Source organism: Paraglaciecola arctica BSs20135 (assembly GCF_000314995.1).
GTDB classification, from domain to species: Bacteria; Pseudomonadota; Gammaproteobacteria; order Enterobacterales; family Alteromonadaceae; genus Paraglaciecola; species Paraglaciecola arctica.
The window spans coordinates 78,540-94,172 of record NZ_BAEO01000065.1; the positions used below are offsets into that span (position 1 = coordinate 78,540).

Sequence of the window (15,633 nt, forward strand, 5' to 3'; positions counted from 1 at the left end):
AAAAAACTAAGGGCGATTGATGGGCGAAGATATGTTAAACAAGACGATCGGGCGTTATGAGATTAAGGAAATGATAGGTGAAGGCGCAATGGCTAAGGTCTATCGCGCATATGATCCCGAAATTAATCGCTCGGTTGCATTTAAAGTACTCAAAGAAGACCATTGTGTTGATGAGGAGTATCTATCTAGGTTTTTACGTGAAGCAAAGGCTGCTGGTGCACTTTCTCATTCTGGTATTGTGACCGTTTTTGATGTGGGTAAATTAGAAAAGTCTCCCTATATCATGATGGAACTCTTGGAAGGGAGCGATTTAGGAGAAGTGCTTAAGGATAAAAAAACACTTTCCCTTAAACAGACTCTTATTATTGCCTTACAATTGGCTAAAGCTTTAGATTATGCACATAAATCTGGGATTGTTCATCGTGACATAAAACCTGACAACATTATTGTAATGCCAGATGGCGAATCGATTAAGGTTGCAGACTTTGGCATCGCTAGAATGAGTGAAGGCGAAGAAGCGCAAAAAACCCAAATTGGTTCTGTGCTAGGCACGCCGCGTTACATGTCACCAGAGCAAGCTTTGGGTGATGCAGTAGATGGCCGCTCAGATCTTTTTTCCGTGGGCACAATAATGTACGAAATGCTCAGCGGAAACAAAGCATTTAATGCCGGCAATATGGCCACATTAATGATACAAATTGCCCAAAAGCAACCTGAACCACTAAAAAACTTGTGCCCAGAGATACCTGCTGGGGTGCGTCAAATTATCCAAAAACTACTACAAAAATCTCCCGATAAAAGGTTTCAAACTGGTAGTAAATTGGCTGAAGCATTAGGTAAAGAATTAAGTACCTTGAACGACCAACAAGTCGAGCAGAAAAAGCACAAATACATTCCTTTAAAAATACGATGGACACTATCAGTTGGGGCAATTGTTGCCCTAGTCTCATTTATAAGTATAAACATTGTATTTAATATGCAGTCTTCAGCTATGACTAAACAGGCCGTGGACTCTGGCGCTTCTTTTGCAAAGTTTATTTCTACTGAAACCGCGATACCTATACTCAGTGAAGATTGGATATCCTTAGAGACCTTTATTAATGATGCCGCTAGTAGAGATACATTTTCATACTTAATAGTGACAGACAGAGCAGGACTTGTTCGTGGAGCGACTGATAATAACTTGGTAGGCAAAATGTATCAGCCAAATGAAAATGCTCAACTGATCAGTGAAACTGAAGATGTGCATACTACGAGTTCAGAGACAGCTGATGGCAGAAATATATTTAACATCAAAACCCCTATTCTGTTTCAAAGCACTGAGGTTGGTCAGATAATTTTAGGCTTATCTCAAGATGGATTAGATGAGGTTAAAAGTATCACAGGTTGGCTAATGTTTATCTTAGCCCTAATAACTACCTCCTCTGTAGCTGTTGTTATGTTTATTTTTGGTGGTTTGATTTCGCGACCATTTAAAGTTTTAAATGAGTCATTGAAAGGTTTTGCCTCTGGTAATTTAGACACCCGAATATCCCTTAATCGTAATGATGAGATTGGCGAAGTTTTTGATGGTTTTAATAACATGGCTGCCGCTATTCAGGACAGGTATACGGAAGTTGCTGATGAGCTAGCTCAAACAGGAATTGATAAAACTAACGCAGCTGAGGCGCAACTAAATGAAGTTGCTACAGAACCTGAAGAAACGGATCTTAAGGAAAAAAGCCCGCAAGATACAGGATCTGATTTTCCTATAGAAAATGAGCTTAATTCTAGTGTCGAATCAAAGTTAGACGTAAATCCCGATCAAACTGTTATTTCTACTAGCCAAATTGACCTCAATATTGACCCTAACCAAGACACTGACCAAGATCAGGATAAAAGTGAGAATAAACTAGCGGTGTCTCAACAGAGTCCTGCAAGTGATGCTGAGTTAGATGAGAGTACTGATAAAACAATCATTTCTACCAGTCAAATTGGCCTCGACATTAAACCTAGCCAAGTCACTAAAAAGAATAAGGTGAAAGAAAAGCAGCCTAAACTTTCTGAAGTTGAAACTTCTATAGAGCCTGATTTAGAAGTCAATCCAGATAAAACTATTATTGCCACTAGCCAAATTAATATTAAAAAGGTACCTAGTGTTAGTGATGATAAAAATGAGACTTCTAACACTGTAGATTCTCAGGTTCAGCCAAAAACAGACGGCCAACCCGAGAATGCTAAAGATGTTTCAAAGCCCCCTGCTGCGAAGAAGCCAGTTGTTAAACGTAAGCCTCGTAAAAAGCCAGTAGTAAAAGCTACGGTAGAAGCTGAAGATGAAAATAGCAAAAAAGTAAGCCAACCAAAAGATACTGTGACTAATACAAAGGCAGAAGAGGATACAAAAATTTGAAGTGTTTTTCTTTGCTAATCTTGCCTGTTTTATTTTTGGTAGGTTGTTCATCAACGCAACGCCAAGTGATTGCAAGCAATGATGATTTTATTGTTTTACAAACAGACGGTAATGACACTTTTAGCTCATTATCCGAAGAGTTTTTAGGTAGTAAACGATACTCAGAAATTCTACAAAGATATAATCCCGATACCTCTATGGTATCAGGGAGTTATATTGCTGTTCCCAAGAGGGCCATTAACCACTCTGGTGTTTTTGTTGACGGCTATCAGCGGATCCCCGTTCTTTGTTATCACCAATTTACCAATGACAGTAAAAGCAAGAATAAGATGGTTGTGACTCGTGACGAGTTTGAACGTCAAATGGATTATCTTGCTTCAAATGATTATCAAGTACTTAGACTAAGTGATTTAGGCAGTTTTATAAATGGTAAAAAAGAACTACCTATTAAATCTGTGGTGATAACTATAGATGATGGTTATAAAAGTTATCTTGAAGTAGCTTATCCGATTCTAGAGAAGTACGATTTCCCTTCTACTATGTTCGTTTATCCTGACTTTATAGGTGCGGGTCCAGCGCTAAAATGGAAGGATGTAAAATTTCTAAGTAAAACGCCTTTGGTCGACATACAATCCCACTCAAAATCACATGACAGCTTGTCTCCATTGCCACTTGGTGAGTCCGATAAGGACTATTTAACTCGGCTAAAAATTGAAGTCGAAGGAGCAGAAAAGATCTTGTCTAGTAGAACTAAACAAACGATTAATCATTTTGCTTATCCATATGGGAATAGCAGTTTAGAAATTATTGAACTGCTCGAACAAAACGATTATGAACTGGCTGTCACAGTTCATAAAGGCAGTAACGCTTCATTTTCAGCCCCATTTTTGCTGCATAGAACCATGATATATGGCGGGGATAGTCTTAATACTTTCAAAAAAAGCTTAGATGTTTTTAGTACTGTGGCACTCAAATGATAAAACGAATAATCTGTGTTACCACGCTAATTTTTTGTTGTTCTTGCAGCACAAATTTAGTCGATAACCGAGCATTCTTCGAACAGCGCAGTCCAATTGCTATTTCATTGGAAAACCAACAGCGTTATGCAGAAGCTTTAACACAATGGAAAATTTTACAGATAGCTTACTCTAGTGATGAAATTATAAACAATCACATTATTCGACTCGAAAATTTGGTGTCGGATCGTATTATTAAGCTACACGTTAAATTAGACAAAGCGAGGGCTGAAGGTAACAAAAAGTCAGAGCAAAAGGTGTATTTAAAGATATTAGCTTTAGACCCTAATAATAAAATTGCTATGGAAGGGTTGAGAAAGTTTGAATGGAAATTTGCCATTGAAGAAGCCAGTTCAAAAACGGCAAACATTAAGAAATATTTTGTTGAGTCACAACAAGAGGCTAATATTTCTATCCAACTTACCAAGTATCTTGAGCAAGGAGAGCAGTTTATACATGATAAAAAATATAATGGATTATTACAGCTAGCTGATCAATTCGAAAGTTCCTATCCAACACACTCACAACCAAACGATTATCGTATATTAGCCTATACCAAATTAGGCGAGAATCAGCAAAAGCAAAATAGTCTCAAGGAAGCTATAGAATACTACCAACAAGCGTTAAGGGTTGCAGCTCTTAAAGATAAGAGTTTACCTAGCGTGCAAAAGAAAACAGATGAACTATCAGGATTAATTGCAACTAGGTATTTAAAATTAGCAAACAAGATATTTAATACCGATTTAGATGAGGCGATAAAATACTATGAGCTCTCTCTAAAGTATCAACCTAACAACATTAAGACTCGCCAACTAATGCAGCGAGCCGTCAAAATCAGACATAACTTGATGAAAATTAAAAAACTTGACGCTAATTCTGATTAATATTATATAGTTTTTCTTTTAGCTCTAACGCTTGTGCTCTATATAGTTTTGCACTTGAATGGTCTGGATTAACTTTTAAAACCATATCCCATTTTTGAATGGCTAGATCCAGCTCTTGACGTCGAAATGCTGATGAAGCTTCTCTATGATATTTGTCAGCAATTTCTTTCTGCAAAACGAGCATTTCTTCCATCGATTGGTCATTTTGATCATCTAGATCGGTCGCCATTTTAAAGTTTTCAAAAGCGGCAAATGATGCCTCTTTTTGCAGATTTAACTGCCCTGCTTTTGTATAATAATTTGCGGCTAGAATATTATCCGTTTCAGCAATTTCTTGTGCCCTTCCGGTATATGTTGCTATTGCCAATTCTCTACTTTCCTTATTGAATTGACCAAAGTTTCTCAGTATTGCTACTTTTTCGATAGCTGCTGCATAATCCTGCTCCTCAATTAATTCTTGGAGATCACTGAAGGCAGACTCAGCGGTTTCAACCGGAGCAATAGGGATAACTTCTGTTAACAGTGGTTCAATTGGTTCTTCCATATCCTCAACTGCATCAACAGAATCGGCTTCCTCTGCCATAACTAAATCTGTCTCTTCATTTTCTAGACTTGGAGCTTCGAGTTCCAAAGCGTTATCTTTATCACGTTGAGATATTGCAAGCTGCGTTAAAGGTATTTTAATTTCTTGTCCGATGTTAACGCGGCTAGGGTTGGTAATATTATTGTATTTCGCTAGAGCATAAAATTTTAATGCTGACCCCAAATACTTTTTTGCTAGTGTAGAGAGGCTAGCACCAGATTTTAAATTAACTATGAAATTCTCTGCGGGAAAATATTGGCTAGATTCAGTTGATATTTGTGCAATTAAATTTCTTGCACTATTACTATTAGGTACTGAAATCAAATAAGCATTTAATTCAGCTAAGGCTTGTCCCTCTTCACCATTTTCAAGCTTTTCCAAAGCCTTGCTAAAACGCTGCCGTGGAGTCAAACCGACCTCAGCAACGTAGCTTTGTTTATTCAGAGTGTCATTTGTTTTATTTACTTCAGGTGTTGTATCCTTACCAGCGGAACTGCCTCCACTTGCACCACATCCTGACAAAATTAATCCAGCTACTAAAAAGGTAGCTGATAATTTTAATTTATTACCCATATAACTAATCATTTATAACCCCTGAAAATAAAAGAAACGTTCGTACAGCCTCTACGTTTCTCGGTACGAAGCAGTTTAATACAATTGCAATAGTGTAGCATGTCTTTCCATCTGAAATTTTTCTAGTTTTTTGTAACATATTGAAAATATTATGGTTATGCGCACTACAATATAATTCGTTGTCCCTGTTTGGCAAGCTTAAAATTAAAACCTAGGGTGTTTTCTAGTTGCAATTCGTTTTGAATTATATCTCTAGGATCAAGACCACTTTTTAGGCTGTATTTAATATGACTGATGATAACTTGCATATCTTCAATTTTTTGTTTTTTTTCTACTAAAGAATAAAAATAGCTCAGTTCTGACATTAACCATTTTGGAGTAAGGTGGCCAAATAGGAGTTCATCAGCTTGTTGATTATTAAATGATACTTCTATCACAATCCCCCGAAGTTTTTTAGTTTGCATTTGTTTGGCTAGATATTGCCAAACAGTAGCAAGCTTTCCCTCCTTCTCGACTTCGTCTGGGCCAGTGTCACCAAAATAAACGAAGATGTTATTTTGGTATTCAATCACAAAAGCTGTCGACTCAATAGAGTGGCTTAGACTAAATGCACTAACCGTTAGTTGAGTTCCTTTCAAGTTTATAGCTTGCTGAGGTACTAAGTCTATTATTTGGTATTTATTTAAACGAGGCGATATTCCTCTATTGGTGAAATTTGGCCAAGCTTGCCAGTTGAAGTAACTATCACTGATAATTTGGTTAACTGACTTAAGGGCATAAATGGGTTTATTGTTGTCGTCAGGCGAGGCAATCAATAAACCTGCGACGTGATCGAGGTGCCCATGGCTGATCAAATAACCTTTGATGTGATGGTGTAAAATATTACCTGCTGGCGATAAAGTATTATCTATTTTGACTGGTAATTCTTTAAAGGCATTGTTAGATAAAGCAAGGTTGATACCATTGACCAAGGTACCTGCATCAAGGGCAATATAATTAGGTTCTGATAATGCCCTTAATAAAAAAGCACTTAGATTACCGTCTTGAATACCACCAGCTTCTCCTAATACCACCAATTCGAAAGCCGAGTTTGGTATTGGAGATGCTAACTTTTCGGCTGATACTTGGCAGCTAAAAAGAAGCGTCAAAGCCTGAATGCAGAATATTTTTATAGCTAAGACAATTTTAATTTGCATATTCTATTTATTCGATTCGTTTTAAAGTGACTGCCGATGAACCTACCAGTCCCCGCTGCGGTATTTAACCTCGGGGCAGCATACTTTGTTTATACAGTTGTAGTGCTTGAGTTTGATCATTTTGTGATTCTTTAATGCTAGCCATTAGAATTAAGTCCTCTTGGCGATTACCCAATTTAATAGCCTTACTGAGCGCTTTTTCAGCCAACACTTTATCATTGGCATTATAAGCAACATGGCCTAATGCTGATAACAAATCGACATTCAAATCGTCTTGCTTCAGCCAAGCTTCTAGTTTTTTAATTGCTGCTACAGGATTGGGTAGTTTAATGAGTTTGAACAAAGGTATCAGTAGTGGATGGGGATCCGATTTTTGGTATTCCACCAAGGCATGCTCTGCATCGGCAAACATGCCCTGGTCAATTAGTTGTTGGATATAAGCAGCCTGTTGCGCTGGGTCTTTGCGCGTGGCTCTTGGTAACGACTGCCAATTCTGTTTAAGTTGACTGGCTCCTTCTTTACTGGCAATTTCGGCAAAATTTCCTTTTGAAGCCTGATGCATCAATGGTTCATAGTCATCACCTAATGCTTTCTTCCAGCCTTTTAGCTTTTCTTGTAATTCTTGCCATTTACCAGCTTGCCCTAGTGCTTGGGCCCAGAGTTTTAATACTGGCGCTTGTCCTTGCTGCTTTTCGCTTAGCCCTTGGATCAGTGTAAGCGCATCATTTGCTTGCTGATGCTGCAAGGCATCACGAATTAAACATAAATTAGCGGCCATGGCTGATTTTTCAAAGGTTGTCGCCATACGCCAATAACTTTTGGCTTGCTGTGGTTGTCCCAGTTGAACTTCAGCTTCGGCTGCCGCCAAAAGATTTATCCCATCGAAGTCTTCATTTTCAATTTTAAGAAAATTTTCTCTGGCAAGCAGATAGTTTGTTTCGGCCAAAGCGATTAGACCGCTGGTGAAGGCATTTTGCTTTTTACGACTGCCCCAATTGCCTAACCAGTTTTTCGATCCAGAAGCGGCTGCTATGGTGGCTTTAACCAATAAGTTGATAAACATAAAGCCGACAAAAATAGCAATCAAGGATAAGCTAAGAGACCAGACATTCATCTCTACTACCCAGCCGTTAAATTCGACCATCACATAACCACTGTCGTCAAAAATCATCGCAGCGATAACCACTGTAATCAGTAAGATAACCAAGACAAGAAATATTCTAATTAGCTGTCTCATGGTTAGTTATTTCCGTTCACAAAACGGCTATTTAAACGTTGTTCAATTACGTCTTGTAGTAGCGGCGCAACATTAAACTGTTCAGGGTAGCTGCGTTCAAAGTCAGTCATTTGCAAGTTACTTAGGCTGTCAGTGAACTGGACTACCATGTCTTTTTCAGTATCGAAAGACTCAATTAATAAACCAAATGCGGTTTGTAACGACTGTTGATAAAGTGCTGAGTTTTCTTGTAGTGCAGCAGCTTGCGCTTGCATCAAGGCAAACTTGAGCTGCTCTTTAGATAACCATTGTTGTTGCTCAGACATAAAAGGTTTTATTTCTGTCGTGACCTTGTTGTAACTAAAAAAATTCTTGGTGAATTTTTGCCAGTTACGCGCCAAATTTGAGCGCCAATCGTCGATAGATCCTGTGACAGACTCATCAACCGCTTCACCTTCAGGCTTTTTAAAGAAAGCTAAGGGTAAATTATCTACTTGCTTTAGCATAGCCCCTAAAGCCAATGCGATAGAGCTAGTTGAAATTTGATTAACTTGCCGTAGAGCTTGTATATCCTCTGCCAAACTAGCACGCAAAGGTAACAGACTAGGATCGTCTAAATCTTGAATTCGGCTATCAGCTGACTGCAACATCATGATGGCTGTTTTGACATCATGTTCTAACCAAAGTTTGCGCCCTGCTATACGTATTAAATAATCAGCTTCAGCTAATAACCAATCTGCAGGTCTGCGACCCGAAATTTCGACTAAACTAGCTTGATTGGTTTGCACTTGTGCACTGGTTTGTTGAAGCTGTTCAATCAAGCTCTGCATATCGGACTGTATGGCTTGGTTTTGTTGTTGTAAATCACCTTTTGCCAATTCGTTAGAGGCAATGGATTGAGCTATATCACTTTGTTGCTTATCCAAACTATTCCGCTGTTGCTGCATACTAGTTTTCTGGGTGGCAAAGAAGTCAATTTGTTGCTGATTTTGTACTTGCCATTGCAACCATGCCCAGTATCCTGCAGCAATGATGGCGGCCAGTAATAATAAATTAATGACAGTGAAAAACCACAATACCCCAGTTTTCCCTTTGGGTTTAGCAGATGTATTACCTGAGCCCGAAGACGCAGTGCTTTTATAGCTGCTTGGTTTAGCTGAGGAGTCGGCAAGTTTTGTAGGCTGTTTTTCTACTTTTTTATTTGTGTTTTCCGCGGCTTGCTCTTTCTTTGCTACGGGAATAACAGTCTTTTCTTTCGCTACTTGTTTTTCTAACTCTGCCAGTTTTTCTTCATCTGACGGGGTTAACTTGTCCTGATTATCTGCCATTTAATGCTCCGAAGAATGTCTTGCGCGAATATCAAACTGTTGTGCGCATTGAATAAGGGCCTGATCACTGGCATCACGGCTTATGTCTATCTGGGTGGCACCCAGTTTAGATGCAATATCTGCTGTTCGTTGGCTAACCACTATCCAGTTTAACCTTTTAAGCCAACTCGCTTCAAAATAATCAAAAGCAGCATGAATAACCTCACCACTTGTGGCAATAATGCAACGAATTTGTGTCGTACGCCAGTCTTGTGTTGAAACGGGAACATCAAGCTTGACTCGTTTATACACTTCCCACTCTTCTACTTTAGCGCCACGGGAGACCAAAGTGTCGTAGAGCAATTCTCTACCACCAAAACCTTTCATTATAACAATAACTTGGTTGCTAACATTATTAAGATCATGAAGTGCTAACAAACCTTCGGTTCTAGCTTCTTTGGGAACAGTAACTACTAGGCCTGCCTGCTGTAAAATATCCCCGGTAGTGGCTCCAACTGCATAAAAACACAGATTTTCGGGCCATTGATTTTTCATCAACACACACTGCTGGGCAGCCATAGTACTAGTCACTATGACATAAATATTTTTTACAGTACTGTTATGCAAATCGGCTATTTTTGCCGGAAGCTGTCTAATGGCATCATCATCCAAAACAGTATCAATTAAGCCACAAGCCACTGCAGGTAAGTTCGCGAATTTAAATGCTTGCGCGCTAGCTCGGCATTTTGCTTGAGGCCTAAGAAGTAAAAATTTCACTGACTAACTGGCTTGTAACGCACTTAGGATCTCCCCTGCCCCTTGGGCAAGTAACAATTCTGCGATATGCTCGCCCAGTTGTTGAGCATTTTCTAAGCTATCGCTATGTTTGGCATACAACATAACCTTACCATCTACCGACCCCACCAAACCACGTAACGTAATGTATTGGCCATCTAACTCGGCAAAACTACCAATAGGTACTTGGCAGCCTCCATTTAACTTAGCATTCATGGCTCGCTCTGCGCTTACCCGAATAGAGGTTTCAAGGTGATTCAAAGGCGCTAACAACGCAATTAAGTCCACATCATCATTGCGACATTCAATACCTACCGCGCCCTGTCCTACAGCGGGTAGTGATAATTCAGCCGAGAGTTCTGATCGAATACGTGGCTGCATCCCCAATCGGATCAATCCTGCCGCTGCTAACACTATGGCGTCATATTCACCAGCATCTAACTTACCTAAGCGAGTATTTACATTTCCCCGTAAATCCTTGATCACCAAGTCGGGCCTGACTTTGCGTAACTGACACTGACGTCTCAAACTAGATGTGCCTACCACAGCATTTAGTGGTAATTCATCTAATGAGTTGAAGTGATTAGACACAAAAGCATCAAAAGGGTTTTCTCTTTCACAAATGGCATGTAGACCAAATCCATCGGGAAAAGCGACAGGCACGTCTTTCATAGAATGTACCGCGATGTCGGCTCGCCCTTCCGTCATAGCCACTTCAAGTTCTTTGATAAATAAACCTTTGCCGCCAATTTTAGCTAAAGGAGTATCGAGGATTTTGTCGCCCTGAGTACTCATAGGCACAAGCTCTACTTGTAAATGGTTATGGGCGTTAAGTAACGCAGCTTTAACGTATTCGGCTTGCCATAACGCTAAAGCACTTTTGCGCGTTGCGATACGGATAATGCGTGTTGACATGAAACTTCCTGAACAAAAAATTACATCGCGTATGTTATCAGAAACATAAGGAATGTGAGTACTTGGCTAGAGACAAATTTCCAGTAAAGGTAAAAAACGCCCCGGAATACTGTGAGATTCTGTTTCAGCAACTTTGACGGCACCATTTGCCAGATAAAAATTCTCTGCAAATGGATCACTTTGTAGTTTTATACTTTTTGCCTTGTATGTTTTTGCTACAGTTATGGCTTCACTAAGCAAAAACTTCCCCCAACCTTGACCAACAAAGTTTGGATCAATAAACAGGGCTTCAAGTTCTGGATGTTCACTTTCTAAAAAGTTGAGTGCGAAAAAGCCAGTAATAGTATGCTCATTTAATTCCGCCACTTTAACGCAGTATGTTTGTGATGATAGCTGACTTTCATTGTAAGTTAACTCCTCTTTGCAACTCGCTAGAAAAGCAGGGTCATAACCCCAATACCCCTTAGATCGCAGCGCTAACTCACTGATCACTGATGCCTCTTCAGGTTTTGCGAAACGGATAATAGCTGCAGTCATTCAACCGCCTTTGGCTCAACGGCAGAAATACCAAATTCAGCTTTTAGCTCCTCAATGTATTTTTGTCGTTTCACTTGCCATTGGTTAAATTGTTTTAGAATTTCTGGATACTTCACAGTTGATAGTTTGTATGAATAAATCTCCTGTTCAATCTGATTACTGAACACAATTTTTTCATTTTTATGCAATTTTTCTAATTCATTATTTGCCACTGCAAGATTAATAACTAAACCGTCAATAAGGCCATTGATCAAATATTGGACCAATATGGTTGGACTTGCATCTTCAAAAAGTATCACCTGACCTTGTGCAATTTTGTCCAGCCAAAGAGTCGGATGAAAACCAGCGACAGTACCAATAGTCTTAATAGACGCGGCATCTTTATTGTTATTTTTGGCCAGTACCAAAGTCCCCGCCGTCATCTCCACAACTTCATCGCTATAAAATATTGTTAAATGATGAATATTATTTATTTCCTGCCACCTTTCATTGTCAGGAAACTTAAAGTCTATATTTTCTTCATACAACCATTTGGGAAATTGTTTTATTGGTAAAATGCGGTAAGTTATTTGGTGTCCGTTATCTTTAGCAAACTGATCGAGTAGGGCTCTGGTAAAGCTGGAATTATCAGCAGGAAAATCAAAATAAGGATAATAATTTAAATCCTCCACACCAACCACAAAGCTGTCAGCTTGGGCTACTTTGCCAAGACTTAGGCAAAAAGCAAAAAAGTATATGTAAGGCAAAATAACTTTTTTGTTGTTACTAAGATTAAACACCAAATCAACCGACTCTAATTATATCATTACAATTTTGATTATAGACACACTAAGGTTAGATTGAACAAATACTTATATTTATCTCAGTAACCGATCGAGCAAACATAATACAAACTAGGAAATGATTTGCTCTTTTCTAATAAACTAGTTATTCGGAATAACTCACTTCAAAATGATGGCTGATTAACATTAGGTCACCTTGCCATACCTGCACTTGCCATTTACCTTGCCAATAACTTGGTACACTTTTACTTGAGTAGGTGCGCCAGTTATCACCGCCAATATTTAAAGCTACCACTGCCTTTTCATCTCCTTCATACAACCACCTGTGAATAATTTGTTGATTCGTTAGTCCTGCGACTTGCGTAAAAAAATAAACTCGCTTCATTTCGTCGTATTGACCTTGCACTAAACCTTCAAGATTATCGGTGGGTTCTCTACTTTCAATGCTACTGGTGAGTTGACTGCGCGTAACTTGTGCTGTGACAAATTGACTAAATACGCCCAATGATAGAATAATCAGCAATAAAGTAAGTTTTGTCATCATGTTTTCCAATAGTGAATTTAAGTTCCTAGACACTTACTTTGCCCTTTTTTAAAGACAAAAAAAAGCCCGAACTAACGGGCTTTTGATCATAAAAACTACAATTAGTTATTTAGGTATTTGCTTACATCAGTAATTTTAGGATAATTTTTATCTGCAGAAATAATGTCTGCATCTAGTGATTCAAACCATTTCTTTTGAACATCATCATTGTAATTTAAATACAATTTCCCATTTTCGATATGCCATACCGCTGGATCAATCCCTGCAGTTTTTCCTTCGCCCATTGCCCAGGCGCAATAACCACCGTATTGTGCTGCATACATTTCAGGATTTTGTTTGAAAAGATCCAGATTATCTTGGCTAGCAAAACGCCAATTAGCATCACGCCATAAAAATTGAAATTTTTTGTCACCTTCTACGGGCTTGCCTTGAGTAAAATAAGCTACAGTATCGTAGCCTTCAATCGCGGTATCATTGAAAAAACCTGTACTCACCGCATCATCAATGGCAAAAGCTGGCATAGTAAATAGTGTAAATACAACAACACTTAGGTATTTCACAATCTTATTCATTAAATTTTCCGTTTTAAAATAGTAATATTGTCGGAGTAAACCGGATAAAAGTAATTATTATTTCATCACGTTTCTATCACAGATAACAAAAAGTCGTTTTATCCTAATTTCTGCTGTAACCAATTCGAAATATCGTTTAACTGCTGCATACACACGTTATGTTGCATGGCGTACTCATGCCAACTAGCTTGGTAACCGTTACTTTCTAACACTTTGAAAGCGGCATTACCCATAAAGATAGGTACCACATCGTCATGAGTACCATGGGCCATAAAAATGGGGGTGTTTTTATTTGCTGGGTGCGCTTCAGCACTGAGTTTTTCAGGCTCACTCATATAGCTAGACATAAACATAATACCGGCCAAGGATTTATCGTAGCGAGTGCCTAAGTTCAAGGCAATCACCCCTCCTTGAGAAAATCCCGCCAAGACAATTTTATTAGCCGGAATACCTTGGGCAATTTCTTTTTCAATTAAATTGGCCACTAAGGCAGATGACTCTTTTACCCCTTGGCTGTCTGCTCTGTTATTAAAATCTAAACTGGTAATGTCGTACCAAGCACGCATTAACATGTCATTGTTGATAGTCACAGGTCGTGTAGGTGCATGGGGGAAAACAAAACGAATACCAAGTTCATCAGGTAATTTTAGATCAGGGACAATAGGTGCAAAACCGTTACCAGAATCCCCTAAGCCATGTAGCCATATGACTGTGGCTTTTGCCTTACTTTTAGGATTGACTTCAACATAAGGTAAACCTTGTTCGCTCATGGACAATATCTCATTGGATTAAGTAAATTATTTTTTAAGTGTAATAGCTTGTTCAGCTTGTTTAGACACCGCGCTATCGAGAAACGACCAAAATTCGACACCCGTTCGTTCATCGATCCATTGCTCGTCTTGGAAGTTAAAATGATGGCCATTAAACTTAGTGGCTACCCATAACTGCTGCAATGGCGGTTGTTTATTGATTATGATTTTGGTGCCATTTAGAAAAATCATAGTTAATATACTACTGGCTGACTCATAATCGATATCGACTTCACACTGGTCGAGCATTTCTTCAATGTCGATTAACAAGTCATCGGTCATTTGATGATATTGGCTATCATTCATGTTGCTTTCACCCGTTTTATTTTTTAATAGCGGAATTCAACGACTGTTTTGTCATTGGTCTACTGAGGCATGTTGCGTACAATAGGAATATGCTAACATTGCTAATCAATTACGACACAATAAATTAATCATTAAAAGACAAAAAAATGCCTCAAACACTCGGAAATTTATTTATTTTAGCTGCACCATCTGGAGCCGGAAAATCTAGCTTAATCAAAGCTTTATTAGAAAAACACCCGTCTACAGATGAGCATAACAATGCCATGCAGGTGTCTGTATCACATACAACGCGAGCACCACGACCTGGTGAAGTCGACGGTGTACATTACCATTTTGTCGATCACACAGAATTTGAATCCTTGATTGAGCAAGGAGCCTTTTTTGAACATGCAGAAGTTTTTGGTAATTATTATGGCACTTCTAAGATAGTCATAGAACAGACTCTGCGACAGGGAATTGATGTGTTCCTAGATATCGATTGGCAAGGTGCTCGGCAGGTCAAAGCTCAAATCCCTGATACTGCGACCATTTTTGTTGCTCCACCTTCAAAAGAAGAACTCAAAAGGCGTTTAACAGAGCGAGGTCAGGACTCTGCTGAGATTATTGAGCAACGTATGACTAAGGCAGTCTCTGAAATTTCCCATTATCACGAATTCGATTTTATAGTGGTCAATGATGACTTTGCCGCCGCATTATCTGAGCTAGATGCGATAGTGACCACTCGCCGTTTGCGCAAAGAAAAGCAGATTATTCGTCACCAGCAGTTGTTTGATAATTTATTGGGATCATAATTGAGACTTGTTTGATCAATTAGCTTTTAAAATTCCGCATTAGCCAGTACACTATGCGACCTTTTTTTCATATTACCACCGACGGAGATCACCATGGCCCGCGTAACAGTTGAAGATGCTGTAAATAAAATTGGCAACCGATTTGATTTGGTTTTAGTGGCTGCTCGTCGTGCTCGCCAAATTGCTATTGAAGGAAAAGAACCCTTAGTAGAACGGGGCACAGATAAGCCTACCGTAATTGCTTTACGAGAAATTGAGCTAGGTTTAGTGACTGCTGATACGTTAGATGCAGAAAATATTCGTGATCAAGAAGCACAAGATCAAGCTGAATTTACTTCTGTTGCTAACATTCTGCAAGAGCAATAAATCCTGCTATTTTTAACGGCTTTGCATCAATCTGATGTTTAGCCGTTGGCTT

17 protein-coding genes are annotated in these 15,633 nt (G+C 38.9%); 5 read left to right on the top strand and 12 right to left on the bottom strand.

Features of this window, described 5'->3' with window-relative positions:
- Nucleotides 1-31 precede the first annotated feature (31 nt).
- From GARC_RS22845 to GARC_RS22855, 3 genes are read left to right on the top strand one after another with little or no spacing between them, the layout of a single operon-like run.
- Nucleotides 32-2,389 (top strand): serine/threonine-protein kinase, encoded by a 2,358-nt coding sequence (locus tag GARC_RS22845; RefSeq protein ID WP_161603944.1) that lies wholly within the window; start codon nucleotides 32-34, stop codon nucleotides 2,387-2,389.
- Nucleotides 2,386-3,366 carry a polysaccharide deacetylase family protein gene (locus GARC_RS22850; protein ID WP_007624999.1) on the top strand — a complete coding sequence of 327 codons (981 nt, stop codon included), beginning with the start codon at nucleotides 2,386-2,388 and terminating at the stop codon, nucleotides 3,364-3,366. Before GARC_RS22845 ends, GARC_RS22850 begins: the two co-directional genes overlap by 4 nt.
- Complete coding sequence (locus GARC_RS22855) at nucleotides 3,363-4,289, top strand: tetratricopeptide repeat protein (protein ID WP_039990363.1); 927 nt, start codon at nucleotides 3,363-3,365, stop codon at nucleotides 4,287-4,289. The genes GARC_RS22850 and GARC_RS22855 overlap by 4 nt, the downstream gene beginning before the upstream one ends.
- Here the strand turns inward: GARC_RS22855 and GARC_RS22860 are convergent.
- From GARC_RS22860 to cyaY, 12 genes are all read right to left on the bottom strand, one after another.
- Nucleotides 4,276-5,457, bottom strand: a complete 1,182-nt coding sequence (locus GARC_RS22860) for a LysM peptidoglycan-binding domain-containing protein (protein ID WP_007625002.1) — start codon at nucleotides 5,455-5,457, stop codon at nucleotides 4,276-4,278. The two genes, GARC_RS22855 and GARC_RS22860, sit on opposite strands and share 14 nt — an antisense overlap.
- A 152-nt stretch (nucleotides 5,458-5,609) precedes the next feature.
- The gene (locus tag GARC_RS22865; RefSeq protein WP_007625004.1) at nucleotides 5,610-6,641 is read right to left on the bottom strand and encodes an MBL fold metallo-hydrolase; all 1,032 of its coding nucleotides are present in this window, start codon (nucleotides 6,639-6,641) and stop codon (nucleotides 5,610-5,612) included.
- A gap of 64 nt (nucleotides 6,642-6,705) precedes the next feature.
- The gene (locus GARC_RS22870; RefSeq protein ID WP_007625006.1) at nucleotides 6,706-7,878 is read right to left on the bottom strand and encodes a heme biosynthesis HemY N-terminal domain-containing protein; all 1,173 of its coding nucleotides are present in this window, start codon (nucleotides 7,876-7,878) and stop codon (nucleotides 6,706-6,708) included.
- 2 nt (nucleotides 7,879-7,880) lie between these two features.
- Entirely contained in the window at nucleotides 7,881-9,185 is a 1,305-nt protein-coding gene (locus GARC_RS22875) for a uroporphyrinogen-III C-methyltransferase (protein WP_007625009.1), read from the bottom strand.
- Nucleotides 9,186-9,941 carry a uroporphyrinogen-III synthase gene (locus GARC_RS22880; RefSeq protein WP_007625013.1) on the bottom strand — a complete coding sequence of 252 codons (756 nt, stop codon included), beginning with the start codon at nucleotides 9,939-9,941 and terminating at the stop codon, nucleotides 9,186-9,188.
- Nucleotides 9,942-9,944: 3 nt separating this feature from the next.
- Nucleotides 9,945-10,874: a hydroxymethylbilane synthase gene (gene hemC / locus GARC_RS22885; protein WP_007625014.1), complete on the bottom strand. Its 930-nt coding sequence runs from the start codon at nucleotides 10,872-10,874 to the stop codon at nucleotides 9,945-9,947.
- A gap of 66 nt (nucleotides 10,875-10,940) precedes the next feature.
- Nucleotides 10,941-11,411 carry a GNAT family N-acetyltransferase gene (locus tag GARC_RS22890; RefSeq protein ID WP_007625015.1) on the bottom strand — a complete coding sequence of 157 codons (471 nt, stop codon included), beginning with the start codon at nucleotides 11,409-11,411 and terminating at the stop codon, nucleotides 10,941-10,943.
- Nucleotides 11,408-12,082, bottom strand: a complete 675-nt coding sequence (locus tag GARC_RS22895) for a type 2 periplasmic-binding domain-containing protein (protein ID WP_153811014.1) — start codon at nucleotides 12,080-12,082, stop codon at nucleotides 11,408-11,410. Before GARC_RS22895 ends, GARC_RS22890 begins: the two co-directional genes overlap by 4 nt.
- 256 nt (nucleotides 12,083-12,338) lie before the next feature.
- Nucleotides 12,339-12,737 (bottom strand): DUF2914 domain-containing protein, encoded by a 399-nt coding sequence (locus GARC_RS22900; RefSeq protein ID WP_081587611.1) that lies wholly within the window; start codon nucleotides 12,735-12,737, stop codon nucleotides 12,339-12,341.
- Between the two features lie 101 nt (nucleotides 12,738-12,838).
- Nucleotides 12,839-13,309 carry a YHS domain-containing (seleno)protein gene (locus tag GARC_RS22905; RefSeq protein ID WP_007625022.1) on the bottom strand — a complete coding sequence of 157 codons (471 nt, stop codon included), beginning with the start codon at nucleotides 13,307-13,309 and terminating at the stop codon, nucleotides 12,839-12,841.
- Nucleotides 13,310-13,407: 98 nt separating this feature from the next.
- Nucleotides 13,408-14,079, bottom strand: coding sequence for an alpha/beta hydrolase (locus GARC_RS22910; RefSeq protein ID WP_007625024.1), 672 nt, complete (start codon nucleotides 14,077-14,079; stop codon nucleotides 13,408-13,410).
- A gap of 27 nt (nucleotides 14,080-14,106) precedes the next feature.
- Nucleotides 14,107-14,424, bottom strand: coding sequence for an iron donor protein CyaY (cyaY, locus tag GARC_RS22915; RefSeq protein WP_007625026.1), 318 nt, complete (start codon nucleotides 14,422-14,424; stop codon nucleotides 14,107-14,109).
- Nucleotides 14,425-14,570: 146 nt separating this feature from the next.
- Between cyaY and gmk the strand changes: the two genes are divergently transcribed.
- Nucleotides 14,571-15,215: a guanylate kinase gene (gene gmk / locus GARC_RS22920; RefSeq protein WP_007625028.1), complete on the top strand. Its 645-nt coding sequence runs from the start codon at nucleotides 14,571-14,573 to the stop codon at nucleotides 15,213-15,215.
- Between the two features lie 93 nt (nucleotides 15,216-15,308).
- Complete coding sequence (gene rpoZ, locus GARC_RS22925) at nucleotides 15,309-15,581, top strand: DNA-directed RNA polymerase subunit omega (RefSeq protein WP_007625029.1); 273 nt, start codon at nucleotides 15,309-15,311, stop codon at nucleotides 15,579-15,581.
- The last annotated feature ends 52 nt before the right edge of the window (nucleotides 15,582-15,633 follow it).

What these genes read in the sequence shown, in the direction of transcription:
- GARC_RS22845 (WP_161603944.1), top strand. Translation starts at nt 32, where the DNA reads ATGTTAAACAAGACGATCGGGCGTTATGAGATTAAGGAAATGATAGGT.
- GARC_RS22855 (WP_039990363.1), top strand. Translation starts at nt 3,363, where the DNA reads ATGATAAAACGAATAATCTGTGTTACCACGCTAATTTTTTGTTGTTCT.
- GARC_RS22860 (WP_007625002.1), bottom strand. Translation starts at nt 5,457, where the DNA reads ATGATTAGTTATATGGGTAATAAATTAAAATTATCAGCTACCTTTTTA.
- GARC_RS22865 (WP_007625004.1), bottom strand. Translation starts at nt 6,641, where the DNA reads ATGCAAATTAAAATTGTCTTAGCTATAAAAATATTCTGCATTCAGGCT.
- GARC_RS22870 (WP_007625006.1), bottom strand. Translation starts at nt 7,878, where the DNA reads ATGAGACAGCTAATTAGAATATTTCTTGTCTTGGTTATCTTACTGATT.
- GARC_RS22875 (WP_007625009.1), bottom strand. Translation starts at nt 9,185, where the DNA reads ATGGCAGATAATCAGGACAAGTTAACCCCGTCAGATGAAGAAAAACTG.
- hemC (WP_007625014.1), bottom strand. Translation starts at nt 10,874, where the DNA reads ATGTCAACACGCATTATCCGTATCGCAACGCGCAAAAGTGCTTTAGCG.
- GARC_RS22890 (WP_007625015.1), bottom strand. Translation starts at nt 11,411, where the DNA reads ATGACTGCAGCTATTATCCGTTTCGCAAAACCTGAAGAGGCATCAGTG.
- GARC_RS22900 (WP_081587611.1), bottom strand. Translation starts at nt 12,737, where the DNA reads ATGATGACAAAACTTACTTTATTGCTGATTATTCTATCATTGGGCGTA.
- GARC_RS22905 (WP_007625022.1), bottom strand. Translation starts at nt 13,309, where the DNA reads ATGAATAAGATTGTGAAATACCTAAGTGTTGTTGTATTTACACTATTT.
- GARC_RS22910 (WP_007625024.1), bottom strand. Translation starts at nt 14,079, where the DNA reads ATGAGCGAACAAGGTTTACCTTATGTTGAAGTCAATCCTAAAAGTAAG.
- cyaY (WP_007625026.1), bottom strand. Translation starts at nt 14,424, where the DNA reads ATGAATGATAGCCAATATCATCAAATGACCGATGACTTGTTAATCGAC.
- gmk (WP_007625028.1), top strand. Translation starts at nt 14,571, where the DNA reads ATGCCTCAAACACTCGGAAATTTATTTATTTTAGCTGCACCATCTGGA.
- rpoZ (WP_007625029.1), top strand. Translation starts at nt 15,309, where the DNA reads ATGGCCCGCGTAACAGTTGAAGATGCTGTAAATAAAATTGGCAACCGA.